General features: G+C 61.7%; 16 protein-coding genes and 1 pseudogene. 5 read left to right on the plus strand and 12 right to left on the minus strand.

All coding sequences use genetic code 11. The features are described from left to right. The 3 genes from E5W87_RS15805 to hmgA all read right to left on the minus strand — a co-directional run. The coding region (locus E5W87_RS15805) for a fumarylacetoacetate hydrolase family protein (RefSeq protein WP_292398993.1) at window positions 1-817 on the minus strand (817 nt) is incomplete at its 3' end. Beyond that, a complete protein-coding gene (locus tag E5W87_RS15810) occupies window positions 814-1716 on the minus strand; it encodes an MBL fold metallo-hydrolase (protein ID WP_292398996.1) in 903 nt (300 codons plus the stop codon). The genes E5W87_RS15805 and E5W87_RS15810, both read right to left, overlap by 4 nt. Then, window positions 1713-3026, minus strand: coding sequence for a homogentisate 1,2-dioxygenase (hmgA, locus tag E5W87_RS15815; protein WP_292398999.1), 1314 nt, complete (start codon window positions 3024-3026; stop codon window positions 1713-1715). The genes E5W87_RS15810 and hmgA overlap by 4 nt, the downstream gene beginning before the upstream one ends. 142 nt (window positions 3027-3168) lie before the next feature. On the opposite strand from hmgA, the gene E5W87_RS15820 reads away from it, so the two are divergent. Next, the gene (locus E5W87_RS15820) at window positions 3169-3612 is read left to right on the plus strand and encodes a MarR family winged helix-turn-helix transcriptional regulator (protein ID WP_292399002.1); all 444 of its coding nucleotides are present in this window, start codon (window positions 3169-3171) and stop codon (window positions 3610-3612) included. On the opposite strand, the gene E5W87_RS15825 is transcribed toward E5W87_RS15820, so the two are convergent. From E5W87_RS15825 to E5W87_RS15835, 3 genes are all read right to left on the minus strand, one after another. Then, window positions 3609-3923 carry a hypothetical protein gene (locus E5W87_RS15825; RefSeq protein WP_292399006.1) on the minus strand — a complete coding sequence of 105 codons (315 nt, stop codon included), beginning with the start codon at window positions 3921-3923 and terminating at the stop codon, window positions 3609-3611. The two genes, E5W87_RS15820 and E5W87_RS15825, sit on opposite strands and share 4 nt — an antisense overlap. An 81-nt stretch (window positions 3924-4004) precedes the next feature. Continuing rightward, the gene (tdh, locus tag E5W87_RS15830; protein ID WP_292399008.1) at window positions 4005-5039 is read right to left on the minus strand and encodes an L-threonine 3-dehydrogenase; all 1035 of its coding nucleotides are present in this window, start codon (window positions 5037-5039) and stop codon (window positions 4005-4007) included. 53 nt (window positions 5040-5092) lie between these two features. Continuing rightward, on the minus strand, window positions 5093-6280 hold the full coding sequence (locus tag E5W87_RS15835; RefSeq protein WP_292399011.1) for a glycine C-acetyltransferase: 1188 nt from the start codon (window positions 6278-6280) through the stop codon (window positions 5093-5095). A 278-nt stretch (window positions 6281-6558) separates the two neighbouring features. On the opposite strand from E5W87_RS15835, the gene E5W87_RS15840 reads away from it, so the two are divergent. Both E5W87_RS15840 and E5W87_RS15845 read left to right on the plus strand, forming a co-directional pair. Further along, complete coding sequence (locus E5W87_RS15840) at window positions 6559-8631, plus strand: EAL domain-containing protein (RefSeq protein WP_292399014.1); 2073 nt, start codon at window positions 6559-6561, stop codon at window positions 8629-8631. Window positions 8632-8679: 48 nt separating this feature from the next. Further along, window positions 8680-9423, plus strand: a complete 744-nt coding sequence (locus tag E5W87_RS15845; RefSeq protein ID WP_292399017.1) for a polysaccharide deacetylase family protein — start codon at window positions 8680-8682, stop codon at window positions 9421-9423. 27 nt (window positions 9424-9450) lie between these two features. Here the strand turns inward: E5W87_RS15845 and E5W87_RS15850 are convergent, their stop codons facing one another. The 3 genes from E5W87_RS15850 to E5W87_RS15860 form a co-directional block, all read right to left on the minus strand. Next, entirely contained in the window at window positions 9451-9888 is a 438-nt protein-coding gene (locus tag E5W87_RS15850) for a type II toxin-antitoxin system VapC family toxin (protein WP_292399020.1), read from the minus strand. Between the two features lie 18 nt (window positions 9889-9906). Beyond that, the gene (locus tag E5W87_RS15855; RefSeq protein WP_254018153.1) at window positions 9907-10149 is read right to left on the minus strand and encodes a type II toxin-antitoxin system Phd/YefM family antitoxin; all 243 of its coding nucleotides are present in this window, start codon (window positions 10147-10149) and stop codon (window positions 9907-9909) included. Window positions 10150-10226: 77 nt separating this feature from the next. After that, complete coding sequence (locus tag E5W87_RS15860) at window positions 10227-10652, minus strand: MarR family transcriptional regulator (protein ID WP_292399027.1); 426 nt, start codon at window positions 10650-10652, stop codon at window positions 10227-10229. 110 nt (window positions 10653-10762) lie between these two features. Between E5W87_RS15860 and E5W87_RS15865 the strand changes: the two genes are divergently transcribed. Continuing rightward, the gene (locus E5W87_RS15865; protein WP_292399030.1) at window positions 10763-11170 is read left to right on the plus strand and encodes a hypothetical protein; all 408 of its coding nucleotides are present in this window, start codon (window positions 10763-10765) and stop codon (window positions 11168-11170) included. A gap of 140 nt (window positions 11171-11310) precedes the next feature. On the opposite strand, the gene E5W87_RS15870 is transcribed toward E5W87_RS15865, so the two are convergent. Continuing rightward, complete coding sequence (locus E5W87_RS15870; RefSeq protein WP_292399032.1) at window positions 11311-13356, minus strand: NADH:flavin oxidoreductase; 2046 nt, start codon at window positions 13354-13356, stop codon at window positions 11311-11313. Window positions 13357-13457: 101 nt separating this feature from the next. On the opposite strand from E5W87_RS15870, the gene queF reads away from it, so the two are divergent. Beyond that, the gene (gene queF, locus E5W87_RS15875; protein WP_292399035.1) at window positions 13458-13919 is read left to right on the plus strand and encodes a preQ(1) synthase; all 462 of its coding nucleotides are present in this window, start codon (window positions 13458-13460) and stop codon (window positions 13917-13919) included. Between the two features lie 28 nt (window positions 13920-13947). Here queF and E5W87_RS15880 read toward each other — a convergent pair whose 3' ends face one another. Both E5W87_RS15880 and E5W87_RS15885 read right to left on the minus strand, forming a co-directional pair. Further along, window positions 13948-15132, minus strand: a complete 1185-nt coding sequence (locus E5W87_RS15880; RefSeq protein WP_292399039.1) for a mandelate racemase/muconate lactonizing enzyme family protein — start codon at window positions 15130-15132, stop codon at window positions 13948-13950. 11 nt (window positions 15133-15143) lie between these two features. Next, a pseudogene (locus E5W87_RS15885) lies at window positions 15144-15375 on the minus strand (hypothetical protein); the annotation flags it as partial.

Here is a 15375-nt window from a genome sequence, read left to right on the forward strand (position 1 = left end):
GCCTGCCGTCGAGCTTGTTGGAGACCGTGCCCGAACCGATGATGGTGCCGGCGGCCAGCGGCCGGGTTTTCGCGGCATGTGCAATCAGCGCCGGAAAATCGAAGGTCATGTCCACGCCGGCGTTCGCCCGGCCAAACGGCTTGCCGTTGAGATCGACCAGCAGCGGCAGGCTGACCTTGCCGCCATCCCATGCCTCGCCCAACTCGTCCGGCGTCACCGCGACGGGCGAAAAAGCCGAGGACGGTTTCGACTGGAAGAAGCCAAAACCCTTGGCAAGTTCTGGCGCGGTGAGGGAGCGCAGCGTGACGTCATTGACCAGCATGACAAGTCGGATCGCGGCCCGCGTCTCATCTAGGCTTGCTCCCATCGGCACATCATCGACGATGACAGCTGTCTCCCCTTCCATGTCGGTGCCAAAAGCCTCGTCGACTATATGAATCGGGTCGCGCGGCGCGATGAAGGCATCCGAGCCGCCCTGGTAGATCAGCGGATCGGTCCAGAAGCTTGCCGGCATCTCGGCACCGCGCGCCTTCCGCACCAACTCGACATGGTTCACATAGGCCGAGCCATCTGCCCATTGATAGGCGCGCGGGAGCGGCGAATGGGCGTCATGCTCGTGAAAGCGCGCTGACGGCACCGCATTGTTCTCCAGCGATTCCGCCATGGCGGCCAGATGCGGCGCGATCCGGCTCCAGTCGTCGAGTGCCGCTTGCAGCGTCGGCACCAGAAACGAGGCATCGGTGAACCGCGTCAGGTCGCGCGAGACGACGACCAACTTTCCGTCACGCGTCCCGTCCTTCAATGTGGCAAGCTTCATGCGGTTTCCTCTCCTGGTACAGTTTTCTCGCTGCTTAAGCCCACAACAAGGCCGTCACGGGCAATCGTCAAGTCGTCAGCCCATGTTTTCCTGACAGCGGCGACCCAATCGGCTTCGCCGATCTCGGGGTCGTCAGCCGGAATGAGGTGATTGAGCACAAGTCTCTTCACTCCGGCATCGCTGGCGATGCGCCCAGCCTCCTCGGCGAAGCTGTGGCTCGCAAGCAGATGTTCTCTCAGCCGCGCGCCGTTGCCGGTCCGAGCAACCAACCGCTCGATGCCTTCTTCCAGCATGGCTTCGTGAACGAGGATGTCCGCGCCTTTGGCAAAATCGGCCAACGGCGGAAAGTATGCCGTATCGGCGGAGAACACGACGCTTTGTCCGGCATGCTCGAAGCGCAACGCAAAGCAATCGGTCACCGGCGGATGGTCGACGCGCAGCGCTGAAACCTTCAGGCCGCGCTCCTCCATCACCCGGCCTTCGCCGAACTCGGCGATCGAAACCATGTCTCTGATATCAGGCCGGCCTTCGTCGGTGATGCGGATCTCGATGTCGAACTCCATCGCCTGGCAAAAGCGCTGCCAGTAATGGCCGGTGCCAGGCGGGCCGAACACAGTGACCGGTGTCGCCAGACCCGCCGTCCAGGCGGTATGGATCAACGGACCGAGTTCCAGCAAATGGTCGGAATGCAGATGCGTGATGAAGATAAGGTCGAGCACCTTCAGGCTGATGCCGTTGTCTGCCAGCCCGCGCGTGACGCCAAGCCCGCAATCGACGACGATGTTGCGGCCGCCGATCTCCAGCAGCGACGAACTCGGCCACGGACCGCCCGGCCGGAGCGCTGGGCCGCCCTTCGAGCCCAGCAGCACCAGCCGACCCCGCGTTGTATCAGCGCTCAAGACCAGTCGCCCTCGGGCGTGCCATTAAAACGCTTCTTCAGATCGGCCCAGCAGTCGATGTAATTGTCCTGCCGGGTTTCCACCTCGGCGGCGTAGCGGGTCAGCATCTGCGGGAATCGCGTCTCGAACATGAAGGCCATGGTGTTGTCGAGCTTGACCGGTTTCAGCTCGGCGCGCGAGGCCTTTTCGAAGCCAGACGCATCAGGCCCGTGGGCCAGCATCAGATTGTGCAGGCTGATGCCGCCGGGAACGAAGCCCTCTTCCTTGGCGTCGTACTGGCCGTGGATCAGGCCCATGAACTCGCTCATGATGTTGCGATGGTACCAGGGTGGGCGGAACGTGTTTTCGGCCACCAGCCAGCGCGGCGGGAAGATGACGAAGTCGATGTTGGCGGTGCCCTCCTCGCCGCTCGGGGCGGTCAGCACCGTGAAGATCGACGGATCGGGGTGGTCGAACAGGATCGCACCGACCGGCGAAAATGTTGCAAGATCATATTTGTAGGGCGAATAATTGCCGTGCCACGCCACCACATCCAGCGGCGAATGATCGAGTTCGGTGACGTGGAATTGGCCGCACCATTTCACGGTCAGCCGGCAGGGCGTTTCCTTGTCCTCGAACCAGGCGCAAGGCGTCTTGAAATCGCGCGGATTGGCCAGGCAATTGGCGCCGATCGGGCCACGATCCGGCAGCGTCAGCTTGGCGCCGTAATTCTCGCAGACATAGCCGCGCACTTCAGCATCGACCAGTTCGACCTTGAACACGAGGCCGCGCGGCAGCACCGCGATCTCACCCGGTCGCAATTCGATGACGCCCATTTCGGTAACGAAGCGCAGGCTGCCAACCTGCGGCACAACCAGCAACTCACCATCGGCGTTGAAGAAATGATCGTCGACCATCGAACGGTTAGCAACATAGACATGCGCCGCCATGCCGGTCTGGCCAAGCACGTCGCCAGCGGTGGTGATGCTGCGCATGCCGGCGATGAAGTCTGTCGGCTCGGTCGGCATCGGCACCGGATTCCAGCGGTACTGGCCGAGCGCCAACTCGTGATCGCCGAGATTGGGCGCGCTTTTCCACAGGGGGTAACTTGCTGGTTTGAAGCGACCGGTGTGCCTGACGCTCGGCCTGATGCGATAGAGCCAGGAACGCTCATTGGTGCCGCGAGGCGCGGTGAAGGGCGAGCCCGAAAGCTGCTCGGCATAAAGGCCGTAGGCTGGCCGCTGCGGCGAGTTACGCCCTTGCGGCAGCGAGCCAGGCAAGGTTTCGGTTTCGAAATCGTTGCCGAACCCCGGCATGTAGGAAAAGGCCATGGTTTCCTCCCGAAATCACAGTGCCAGAGCGGCCTTTGTGCGCCCACGAGACACACGGCGCTCTGGATTGACCAAGCTGGTTTCATTTGTAACCATTGAAAATGTAACCATCAACTAGCAATGCATGCTGCGGACGCCGAACATGGAACCGGAAATCCTGGAACTCGAAAGCTTCCTGCCCTACCGGCTCTATCGCCTTGCCGATGCCGTCAGCCGCGAATTCTCCAGGATTTACAAAGATCGCCACGGCCTGACGCGGCCCGAATGGCGCACGCTGGCCGGACTCGGCCAGCACGGCACGATGACCGCGACAGAACTTGGCGAACAATCAGCCATGCACAAAACAAAGGTCTCGCGAGCCGTGGCCGAGCTTGAACGGCGGCGGTGGCTGACCAGAGCGCCCGACGAAAACGACCGCCGCCTTGAACATCTGACGCTGACCAGGGCTGGCCTTGCCGCCTATCGCGAGATGGTGCCGCTGGCAAAAGCCTTCGAGCGGGACTTGCTGGGAAAGCTGAACGCCAGCGAGCGCGCGGCGATTGTCAGCGGAGTGGCTGCGCTGGAAGAGGTGTTGAGCAAGGGCTAGCTCCGTGTATCTTCCGAGAACAGCAGCGTGGATTGGCTACCGTGGCCAATGTGCAAACGACCGCTCGAATGATTAAATCGCAAGTGGCTCAAGAATGGTGCAGCCAGTCCATCCGGCAATGAGCCGGTGCTGACCATCGCGTCTATTTCCGCGATGGTCTTAAGCAGCACCTTCTCGATTTCCGTCGTTCGGCGACTACGCTCAGAAAACAGCGACCGCTCCAGCAAATCCGGCCGACGTCGGGCGACTTCCGTGAATACCAGTCTCATGTTGTCATATGATCGGCCGTCCAATTGTTCCAGAGCAGCCACCAGCGGCTCAAGTAATCGGTGCCGCTTCAAAGTAGTGTCCTTGCTGTTCGTCTGTGCGGGCGTAAACTGGTAGCTGCGGGATTACCAGTCCATCACTACCTTGCCGGAATTGCCGCTCTTCATCGCCTCGAAGCCGGAAATATAGTCGTCGATGCCGATGCGGTGGGTGATCAACCCGCTGACATCGAGCGGGCCCTGCACCAGCGCGATCATCTTGTACCATGTCTCGAACATCTCGCGGCCATAGATGCCCTTGAGATGCAGCATCTTGAAGATGACTTTGTTCCAGTCGATCTCGAAGCCGGTCGGCGCGATGCCCAAAATGGCGATCTTGCCACCATTGTTCATGGTGTCGATCATGTCGCGGAAGGCGGGCGCCGCACCCGACATTTCGAGGCCGACGTCAAAACCTTCGGTCATGCCGAGCGCCGGCATGATGTCGCGCAGCTTTTCCTTCGACGCGTCGACTACATGTTGGACGCCGAGCTTTTTCGCCAGCGCCAGCCGCACCGGGTTGATGTCGGTGATAACCACTTTTCGCGCGCCGACGCACTGCGCCACCAGCGCACCCATGATGCCGATCGGCCCGGCGCCGGTGACCAGCACGTCCTCGCCGACGAGATCGAAGGACAATGCGGTGTGCACCGCATTGCCTAGGGGATCGAAGATTGCGGCGATCTCGTCGGGCACATCGTCGGGGATCGGCACGACATTATGCTGCGGGATCGCCAGATATTCACCGAAGGCGCCCGGCCGGTTGACGCCGACGCCGAGCGTGTTGCGGCATAGATGCCCCCTGCCCGCCCGGCAATTGCGGCAATGGCCGCAGACGATATGGCCTTCACCCGAAACGCGCTGGCCGACCTTGTATTCGGTTACCGCCGCGCCGAAATCGGCGACCGTGCCAACAAACTCGTGGCCGGTCACCATCGGCACCGGCACGGTCTTTTGCGCCCACTGGTCCCAATTGTAGATGTGGACGTCGGTACCGCAGATCGCGGTCTTCTTGATCTTGATCAGAACGTCGTTCGGGCCGATTTCCGGCACCGGCACTTCTTCCATCCAGATGCCCGGCTCGGCCTTGGCCTTGACCAGCGCCTTCATCATGTTCGACATTCTTTTGTCCCTTGAATCTCTTGATCCGGAATCGCTTTTCGGTTTCCGGCCGTTCAGGAAATCACACCGAGTTCGCGCCCGACCGCACCGAACTCCTCGACCGCACGGTCGATGTCGGCGCTGGAATGGGCGGCCGACATTTGCGTGCGGATGCGCGCCTGGCCCTTCGGCACCACCGGAAACGAGAAACCGATGACATAGATGCCGCGCTTCAGCATGCGCGCCGCCATCTCCTGCGCCAGCGTCGCGTCGCCCAGCATGACCGGGATGATCGGATGATCGGCGCCGGCAAGCGTGAAGCCGAGCTTACCCATCTCGGAGCGGAAGAGCGCCGCATTGGCATATAGGCGCTGACGCAGCGCATCGCCATTGCCGATCAGTTCGAAAACCCGGATCGAGGCGCCGGCGATGGCCGGCATCAGCGTGTTGGAAAACAGATATGGCCGCGAGCGCTGGCGCAGCCAGTCGACCACCTGACTCCTGCCCGAAGTGTAGCCGCCCGACGCGCCGCCCAATGCCTTGCCGAGCGTGCCGGTGATGATGTCCACCCTGCCCTCGACGCCACAATGCTCGGCCGAGCCGCGACCGTTCTTGCCGACGAAGCCGACCGCGTGGCTGTCATCGACCATTACCATCGCGTCGTACTTCTCGGCGAGATCGCAAACGCCCTTTAGATTGGCGATGATGCCATCCATGGAAAATACACCGTCGGTGGCGATCAGCCGGAAACGGCAATCCATTGCCTCCTTCAGCCGCGCTTCGAGATCGGCCATGTCGTTGTTGGCGTAGCGGAAGCGCTTCGCCTTCGACAGCCGCACGCCGTCGATGATCGAGGCGTGGTTCAGCGCGTCGGAAATGACCGCATCCTCCTCGCCGAGCAGCGTCTCGAACAGGCCGCCATTGGCATCGAAGCAGGAGCCGTAGAGGATCGTGTCTTCCATGCCGAGAAAGCCAGAAATCGTGGCCTCGAGCTGCTTGTGCTCTTCCTGCGTGCCGCAGATGAAACGCACCGACGCCATACCATAACCATAGCGGTCGAGTGCCTGCTTGGCGGCGTCCCGCAATTCGGCACTGTCGGCGAGGCCGAGATAGTTGTTGGCGCAGAAATTCAGCACCTTCTCGCCGCCCACCTCGATCTCGGCCGACTGCGTCGAGGTGATCACCCGCTCGGATTTGTAGAGGCCGGCAGATTTCAGCCCTTGAAGCTCGCTATCGATATGGGAAAGGAATGCTGCGCTCATGACCAGGCCCTGTTGAGATTGAATGGACTGTCGCCCCGTGCAGGCGAAAAATCCACCGCAAAAGCGACCGTTTCGGTGACGCGACGGCCAGTGGCCAGAATGCCGCCAATGACGGATGTTCAAATGCAGGTGCGGCGCGAAAGAACGCGATAACCATTTCGAGAGCTTTCCACCGCTGCCGCTATCGCCGATCTGTCGACTTCCCGAGCTGTTAACACTTTCAAGCCAATGGTTCTCACATCCAAAAAATCTGTCGGCGAGAGGGACCGCCCCAGAAAATGTCGCAGCAACCGGCGCAAACCATTTCGGGCAGGCTCGTCCTGTTGATCAAGGCCGGCTATTGGCTGGCGCTGCTGATCATTGCCGCCATGGTGATGGCGTCCTTCGTCCTTCTCCAGCAAATGATGGCTGCCCAGCGGCAGGACGACACGCTGCTCAATATTGTCGGCATGCAAAAGACGCTGTCGCAACGCATTGTCTTTCTTGCCAACGCAGCAGGTGCTGCTTCACGCGACCAACAACCGGCTCTGGTCACCGCGTTCAAACAGGCAACGGCGGAGTTCGAGAGGAACTACGACCTTCTGCTCGAGCGGGTCGTCGCCGACCCGGCGTCACCGGCAAGGTTCGATCCAAAATCAATCGAGAGCGTACTTTTCAGCAAGCCGTTTCATCTCGATTACTTCTCGGTCGGGCTTATCGCCAACGGCGAACGCCTGGTTTCGGCGTTTGAATTACAATTCGGCATGGCCGACAATGGCGGCTACAAAGGCGGCGGCGAACGCGTCAACCTCAACGCTTCCATCGCCAACGCGACCTTGTCGGGCTATGCGGCACTCGGCCAGCGCATAAGCGCCTATGCCGACGCGCGATCGGAAAGGCTTCTCGATCTCCATCGAACGCTGTTCTACACCACCATCGGCGTCATCGTCCTGGTGGCACTTTTCATCTTCAGGCCGATGTCGAACACCATTCTGCGCAAGACGCACGAACTGATCAATGCCCGCAATTCGATGGCCTTCATCGCCGTGCACGATGGCCTTACCGGCCTGCACAACCGCACCTTCCTGACCGACCATTTCGAGGCGCTGATCAAGGGCGCGCAGCGTCGGCGAGAACGGCTTGCGGCGGTCCAGCTCGACCTCGACCGATTCAAGCAGATCAACGACACGCTCGGCCACGCTGCCGGCGACTATGTGCTGGTGGTGACGGCGCAGCGGATGCGCGATTCCTGCCGGGCGTCGGATCTCTGCGTGCGTCTCGGCGGCGACGAGTTCGTGATGATCCTCAATGGTGCCGGCGGCACCGAGGATATCAACATGGTTGCCAGGCGCGTGCTGACGCAGATCAACGAGCCGATCATTTTTCGGGGCACCACCATCCTTCCGGGCGCCAGCGCCGGCGTCGCCGTCTATCCGGTCGACGCCGACAATGCGCAGGATCTGCTCGTCCATGCCGACCTCGCGCTCCACGCCGCCAAGAGGCAGAGCGGCGGCAGTCTCTCATTCTTCTCCGAAGAGTTGCGGCATGAACTCGATTACCGCAAACAGCTCGAGCATGACATCAGGATCGCGATCTCAGAGAAGGCGTTCCAGGTCTACTTCCAGCCGCAGGTTTCGTTGTCGAACGGCATGATCGGCGGCATCGAAGCGCTGGTTCGCTGGAAACATGCCGAGCGCGGCATGATCGCACCGGGCGAGTTCATTCCCGTCGCTGAGAAAAGCGGCCTCATGCCCGAGATCGGCCGCATCGTCATCGCCAAGGCAATCAGCGAGGCGGCCGAGTGGGACCGCGCCGGCGTTGCCTTCGGACGGCTCGCCGTCAACGTGTCCGGCTCCGAATTGCGTGAGCCCGATTTCGACGCGTTTCTCTTCGATACGCTTGAAAAGGCCGGCCTGCCGCCACAAAGACTGTCGCTGGAGATCGTCGAATCCGTCATTCTCGATGACGAGAAGACGGGCATCGCGGCAAAGCTTCGGCATATTCGCGCCGCTGGCGTCCATCTCGAGCTCGACGATTTCGGTACCGGCTATGCGTCGCTCAGCCACGTCAACCCGAACGAGATCGACCGGCTGAAGATCGATCGCCGCTTCGTCCAGAACATCAATGAGAACGGCGACAACACCAAGATCGTGCGAGCCATCACCGAACTCGCCCGTGGCCTCGGCATCTCGATCGTCGCCGAGGGCGCCGAAACCGAAGCCGAGCTCGACTCGCTGATGGCGATCGGCTGTGACCAGGTGCAGGGCTATTCCATCGCCTTCCCGATGCCGCAGGACAAGGCGCGCGAATGGCTGGTCGCGCGGGCGCCGAAGAAAGCCAGGCTGACCGTGCTGCAGGGAAGCCTGGCGTAAGGCGCCAACCTTGACAGGCCTGTTAGTGATCAGAAACAGATAATCCGGATGCTGATGCCGCTTCGCCTTGCCGTGTTGTTCGTGTTGTTTTTTGCTTTCCCCGCAGACGCCGCCGATCGCACCATTTATCTCACCTTTGACGACGGCCCGCTGACCGGCACCAGCAACATCCTCGATGTGCTCGAGGCCGAGCAGGTTCCGGCGACCCTCTTTATGGTTGGCATGCATACGCAGGCGAGCGCGCTCAACAAGGCGCTGGTGCAGCGCGCTAAGAGGATGCCGCTGGTGACGATCGGCAACCACAGCTACAGCCACGCATACAACCACTACCGGCATTTCTATGGGGACACCGAAGGGGTCGTCGCCGACATGCTGAGGGCCAACGCGGTGCTGGGGTTGAAACCATCGGTCCATGCACGGCTGCCGGGGCGCGACGTGTTCAGGCTGCTCTCGATGTCGAAGAATGACACTTCACTCGGACTGGCCGAAGAGGGTCGCGAGGATCCCGACTACGAGTTCGTCGCTGCGTCCGGCTTCTATCTCTACGGCTGGGATCATGAATGGGTTCACGAAAACAGCGGCAAGCCGGTGCAGACCGTCGATCATCTGGTCAGCGAAATCGATCATTTGTTCGGCTACGGCCGCTTCGTCAAACCCGGCAAGCTGATCCTGTTGATGCATGACGAGATGTTCCAGGACGTGTTCGACGGCAAGACGAACCTGACGGCCCTGATCAAAGCGCTGAAGCTGCGCCGCTATACCTTCGGCGCGATCTCCGATTATGACGGCTGAGTCCGGCTAAGGCCGATCTGCCGCTGACTACCGCAATGGTGGCAAGTTCTTCAGCGGATTGAGCATCGGTACCCCGAGCGGTGCAAAATGACGCTCATTGTCCGTCAGTATCGTCAAACCGTGGACCTCGGCTGTAGCGGCGATCGCTATGTCTTCGAACCCTGGCCGATGCGCCCTTGCCCGATCAAGGATAGACCCGGCGGCATGTGCGGCGCGCAAATCGAAGGGGAGAACCCTTTCTCCATAAAGGTGCTCGACCGCTTGCCACCAGTTGCGTAGCAAAGCCGCCTTTGTCGTCGCACCCTCGCGCTCGGCCTTCGCTATCCCTGCAGCGATTTCCGATACAGTGACAACGGACAGGAACAGGTATTCACTGGCTTTGTCGAGCCATATTGCCAGCGCTGCCCGATCAGCTTTCGTTGCCGGAGCGATTGCCGAGATGATGTTGGTGTCCAGCAGAAACATCAGGACCAATCTACCGCGTTACAACGCAACCTTGCGAACCTGTTTGCGGGAACGGGGGGGGATATCGCCTTTGTCACCGGGAAAAGCCGCCAGCAATTGTCCGAAGCTAGGCACCCGCGACAACCGTTCGTAGTCTTCGAACGAAAGGATCACGGCCTGCTTACGCCCGTGACGCGTGATGACGGCAGGTTCTCCCGCGACGGCCTGATCGACCACCGCCGAAAGCGTAGCCTTGGCATCCTTCAACTGAATTTCGCGCATGTTGCTGCCTCATTATGACCATTGTGGTCATATATAGCATCTCGGACCCACTGGAACAATGCGCTTGGCAGTTGGGATCAATCGACATTCGCTCGTAGCGCCGCAAGCACTTCCGCAAACTCCGCCAGCCTGTCGTCGGACAGCCCCTTCCGCAGCCGCTTGTCGAAAGCGAACGCGGCGGTGCGCAATTTCAGGAACAGTGCCTCGCCAGCCTCGGTCAGCTCGACCTGGTGAACCCGGCGATTCTCGGGATCGCGACGCCGGGTCAGCAAGCCTTGCGTCTCCATCGCATTCAGATGATGGGTCAGCGTCGCGCCCTGGATTCCGATCATGCCAGCGAGCTCGCGCTGGTTGGCCAGTTCGCGCGACTTGATCGCCAACAGAGTGACCCAGACCGGCAGCGTGCCGCCCGCCTCGACCAGCGCTGCATCGAAGGCCTGAGCGACCACCTTGGCGGTGCGCGCGAGATTCATGCCGACTGGCGGGCGGTCGAAGGATGTCATGATTCGACACTAGAGCAACAATCGGACTGGTGGAACTTGACTCAATACATTGACACCGAATCATTCGATATCTAATTGTATAGGCGGCGGGCACAGGAGGAAAAGCGATCATGCAATATGTCTACATCGTCGTCCTCGGTCTTCACGTCATGGCGGGCGTGTTCTGGGCCGGCACCACCATCGCGGTTGGCCGCGACCCAGACATCCGGGCGGAACGGTTCTTCCGGCCGCAAATGGGCGCAGCCGGCATGGTGTTCCTCACCGGCATACTGCTCTGGTATTTTTTCCATGACGGCGTTTTCGGCTCGATGGAGAAAGTTCTGGCACTGGGCATCGTAACAGCCTTGATTGCCGCCGGGGTTCAGGGTGCGCTGGTGGGCTCTGCCAGCAGGCAGTTGGCCGGCGCCGACGCCGCGACGCAAACCCGGTTGCGCGCGAAGATGACACGAGGCGAACGCATCGCCGGCGGGCTGCTGGTCATCACCGTGTTCTGCATGGCCACCGCCAGGATGTTTTGAGCGGCCTGCCGCAATTTCGGGATCGTACGGTGACCGGCAACAGGCCGGCGGCGTGCGCGGCGCGCAGATCGGACCGAAGTGCCTGGTGGCTCTCCGTACGGCGGTTCGGCTGCGCGCCACCAATCAATCCAAAGCGATCCTCAGATCCGCAACCCAAACCTGATGCCGTCATAGATTGCGGCGTGAATGTTGCGCGAGGCAACCGCATCGCCGATGCGGAAAAGCACGAAACCGCCTTGCGGATTGCGCGCCGGAAAAATGTCGCCACCACTGACCAGCCGCTCGTAATCGACCGCGCCGCCGTTTTTCGACAGCGGTTTCAGTGCGAGATAGAGATCGTCGAGCGGCAGCGTGCCGTGCTCGACCACCACCTGATCGACCCGCCGCTCGCCGCGCCAGCCGTCTGCAAAGTCGGAGCCAAGCTCGGCGACCAGCTGATTGCCCTCGCGCTGCACCGAGCGCAGCCGCGTGTTGATGGTGATGGTGACACCCTTTTCCTGAAAGGCGCGCATATAGGGCACGTGGTTCATGCCGCCCATTTCCGGGGCGAAGAAGCGTTCGGGCGAAACCAACTCCAACCTTGCGCCGCTGGTGGCGATCAATTCGGCCGCGCCCATGCCCTGATGGCCGCCATTGTCGTCATAGAGCAGCACGTTCTCGGCCGGCTTGATGCTGCCCGCCATGATATCCCAACTGGAAGTGACGAGGTTGTCGCCTGCCACTAGCGGCGGGTTCTGCGGCAGGCCGCCGGTGGCGATCACCACCACGTCGGGCGACAGCGCAAGCACGTCGTCCTTCTCCGCCCATGTGTCGTAGCGGATCTCGACGCCGAGCCGGTCGAGTTCGGCCAGCCGCCAGTCGATGATGCCGATCAGCTCCTTGCGGCGCGGGTTTTGCGTCGCCAGCCGCACCTGGCCGCCGGCCTGGCTCGACGCTTCCAGCACCGTCACCTGGTGCCCGCGCTCGGCCGCGACACGAGCCGCCTCCAGACCGCCGGCACCGGCGCCGACGACGACCACCTTTCGCTTCGGTCCCTCGGTCCTCGGGATGATGTGCGGAATATCAGCCTCGCGGCCGGTTGCCGCATTGTGGATGCACAGCGCCTCGCCGCCCTCATAGATGCGGTCGAGGCAGTAGGTGGCGCCGACGCAAGGCCGGATCTCGTGCTCGCGGCCCTCCATCACCTTGCGGATGATATGCGGATCGGCGATGTGGGCACGAGTCATACCGACCATGTCGAGCTTGCCGGTAGCGATGGCATGGCGGGCGGTGGCGACGTCGGAAATGCGCGCCGCATGGAAGGTCGGGAATTTCGTCGCCGCCCTCACCTCGCCGGCGAAATCGAGGTGCGGCGACGAGCGCATGCCAGTCACCGGAATGACCCTGGTCAGCGCAGCGTCGGTTTCGATCGAGCCGCGGATGATGTTGAGGAAGTCGACCTTGCCGGAGCCGGCGAGCCGCCTGGCGATCTCGACGCCCTCCTGCTTCGACAGGCCTTTTTCGAAATCCTCGTCAGCCACCATGCGGATGCCGACGATGAATTTGTCGCCGACCGCTGCCCGCACGGCGTCGAGCACCATGCCGGTGAAGCGCAAGCGGTTGTCGAGCGAGCCGCCGAAATCGTCGTCGCGCTGGTTGGTGGCCGGCGACCAGAAGCCGTCCATCAGATGGCCATAGGCCTCGAACTCGATGCCGTCGAGGCCGGCGGCCTGGCAGCGCTGGGCGGCGGTCGCGTAGTCGGCGACGATGCGCTCCATGTCCCAGTCTTCGATCGTCTTGGGGAAAGCGCGATGCGCCGGCTCGCGCACTGGCGAGGCGGACAGCACCGGCAGCCAGTCGGCCTTGTTCCACCCAGTGCGGCGGCCGAGATGGGTAATCTGGATCATCACCTTGCAGTCATGCTCGTGGCAGGCGTCGGTGAGGTCTTTGAGCCACGGCACGATCCGATCGTCATAGACATGCAGGTTGCCGAAGGCGGCCGGGCTGTCGCGCGAGACGATCGCCGAGCCTGCGGTCATGGTCAGCGCCATGCCGCCCTTGGCCTTTTCGGCATGGTAGAGCCGATAGCGCTCTTTCGGCATGCCGTCCTCGGAATAGGCCGGCTCGTGACTGGTCGACATGACCCGATTCTTCAGCGTCAAATGTTTGAGCTGATAGGGCTGGAGAAGCGGATCGTTAGTGGTCATCGTCTTCCTGCTGTTTCAAATTGTGCTAATGAGCGGCAAATATTGTCGTTATCCCAAAACCGCCGCGCGTTTTTGGGCGACATGCAGTAAGGAACCCGCCCATGACCGATACGAAAAACCTTACCCAGCTCGGCACCAACGTCGAGGCGCCACAGAGCCCTGAAGCGGCAGTCCTGGAAACCGTGCCGTTTTCGCGCGGCGACGGGCCGCCGGCGATCGTTCGCTTCACCTGCCCGGAATTCACCTCGCTCTGTCCGGTGACCGGCCAGCCGGACTTCGCCCACATCGTCATCGATTATGCACCCGACACGCTGCTGGTGGAATCGAAGTCGCTCAAGCTGTTCATGATTTCGTTTCGCAATCATGGCGCCTTCCACGAAGAGTGCACCGTCATGATCGGTCGCCGCATTATCGCCGCGACCAAACCACTGTGGCTGCGCATTGGCGGCTATTGGTATCCGCGCGGCGGCATTCCGATCGACGTGTTCTGGCAGACCGGCGCGCCGCCGGAAGATGTCTGGCTGCCCGACACCGGTGTTGCGCCCTATCGCGGGCGCGGGTGAGTCGGATCCGTCGCGCAAGTCCATAGTATTAACTGAGCGGCAGCCGCCGGTAGCGGCCAGGGTTGATCGGGTCGCTGAAATGGCCCATCGGCCCATGCTCGGCGAAGTGCCCCGCCCAGCGCGTCATCGCAGTGGGGTCAAGCTCAACGCCCAGGCCGTTGCCCTCCGGCACACGCACCGTGTTGCCGGTCTGCCGGAACGGACCGTCCTTGATGACGTCACCGATCTGCCAGCGAAACAGCGATTGCGATGCTTCGGTGATCCACGGCGTCGCGGCGACAACGTGCAAATAGGCTGACGTCATGATGCCGAGATCGTTGGAATAGCACCAAAAACCCTTGCCCATCGCCTCGCAGGCGGCGATGAATTTCAGGGTCTTCGACAATCCGCCGAGGGCTGCGAAATTGCAGACGAAATAGTCAGGCGTGCCGAGCGCGACCGCCCGTCTGAGATCCGGGACATGCGTGGAAAACGGTATACGCGAGTGCTGGCGCAGCGCCGCGATCTCCTCGAAAGTGGCGACCGGATCCTCGTAATTGCGGATGTTGAACGGCTCGATTTCGCGCAGCACCCAGCGCGCCGTGGTCAACGACCACTGCATGTTGGAATCGAGCTTGATCTGTGCCTTCTCGCCGAGCGCCTCGCGCAACATCCGCACCGTCCGGATCTCAAGCTCGGGATCGCCCATGATCAGCTTGCCTTCGAAGATCGTCGAGCCATGCTGCTCGCGCATCCTCAGGCAGTAGTCGACGATCGCTTCGGGCGTCATCTCGCCGCCCGCCCCGTCCTGTGTGGGACGAAAGGCGAAATACTCCGAAAACGGAATGTCCTTACGCACCGCGCCGCCGAGCAGCTTGTAGAGCGGCATGCCGAACACCTTGCCTCTGATATCCCACAGCGCCAGTTCGACGGCTCCGAACGCCACCGATGCGGCATTCTCGCCGGTGTTGGCGGTAATCTGCCAGGGCGGCACGCAGCGCGCCTCGCATTCGGCGATGTCGAGCGGATCGGCGCCGATCAGCGCCGGCGCGATCTCGGCCTCGATCACTTCGCCGAAATGCCACCACGGCGCTTCGCCCAGTCCGACCACGCCTTCGTCGGTCTCGACCTCGATGATCGATTTCGAGGCGCCGCCATAAAGCCCGGCTGTCCACCAAAATGGGGCGTCTAGCGGAACGTTGACATGGGTGACGCGGACGTTGGTGATCTTCATCGGTTTCCCTCTCACTCGCACTGGTACTGGCTGAGCGCCCATTCGCCTGTCACCGACAGAAGGTCCGTGACCTTCCAGTCACCGTCGACTTTCCTAAGTTTCCATTCCAGCCGGTGCGGATTGCCGGCGACGACGAAGGCGACGACGACCTTGGCCGCGTCGCCATTGACCGCTTCGATAGTCTTCAGGCTCGTGTCGATCTCGGCCTTGTCGTATTGCGCATTATCCAGCGCCATATTGGGG

The sequence above is a fragment of the Mesorhizobium sp. genome (assembly GCF_004962925.1).
Taxonomy (GTDB): Bacteria; Pseudomonadota; Alphaproteobacteria; order Rhizobiales; family Rhizobiaceae; genus Mesorhizobium.

Excerpts from the sequence above, each read along its gene's own strand:
- hmgA (WP_292398999.1), bottom strand. The coding sequence starts at position 3,026 with ATGGCCTTTTCCTACATGCCGGGGTTCGGCAACGATTTCGAAACCGAA.
- E5W87_RS15820 (WP_292399002.1), top strand. The coding sequence starts at position 3,169 with ATGGAACCGGAAATCCTGGAACTCGAAAGCTTCCTGCCCTACCGGCTC.
- tdh (WP_292399008.1), bottom strand. The coding sequence starts at position 5,039 with ATGTCGAACATGATGAAGGCGCTGGTCAAGGCCAAGGCCGAGCCGGGC.
- E5W87_RS15835 (WP_292399011.1), bottom strand. The coding sequence starts at position 6,280 with ATGAGCGCAGCATTCCTTTCCCATATCGATAGCGAGCTTCAAGGGCTG.
- E5W87_RS15840 (WP_292399014.1), top strand. The coding sequence starts at position 6,559 with ATGTCGCAGCAACCGGCGCAAACCATTTCGGGCAGGCTCGTCCTGTTG.
- E5W87_RS15845 (WP_292399017.1), top strand. The coding sequence starts at position 8,680 with ATGCTGATGCCGCTTCGCCTTGCCGTGTTGTTCGTGTTGTTTTTTGCT.
- E5W87_RS15850 (WP_292399020.1), bottom strand. The coding sequence starts at position 9,888 with ATGTTTCTGCTGGACACCAACATCATCTCGGCAATCGCTCCGGCAACG.
- E5W87_RS15855 (WP_254018153.1), bottom strand. The coding sequence starts at position 10,149 with ATGCGCGAAATTCAGTTGAAGGATGCCAAGGCTACGCTTTCGGCGGTG.
- E5W87_RS15860 (WP_292399027.1), bottom strand. The coding sequence starts at position 10,652 with ATGACATCCTTCGACCGCCCGCCAGTCGGCATGAATCTCGCGCGCACC.
- E5W87_RS15865 (WP_292399030.1), top strand. The coding sequence starts at position 10,763 with ATGCAATATGTCTACATCGTCGTCCTCGGTCTTCACGTCATGGCGGGC.
- E5W87_RS15870 (WP_292399032.1), bottom strand. The coding sequence starts at position 13,356 with ATGACCACTAACGATCCGCTTCTCCAGCCCTATCAGCTCAAACATTTG.
- queF (WP_292399035.1), top strand. The coding sequence starts at position 13,458 with ATGACCGATACGAAAAACCTTACCCAGCTCGGCACCAACGTCGAGGCG.
- E5W87_RS15880 (WP_292399039.1), bottom strand. The coding sequence starts at position 15,132 with ATGAAGATCACCAACGTCCGCGTCACCCATGTCAACGTTCCGCTAGAC.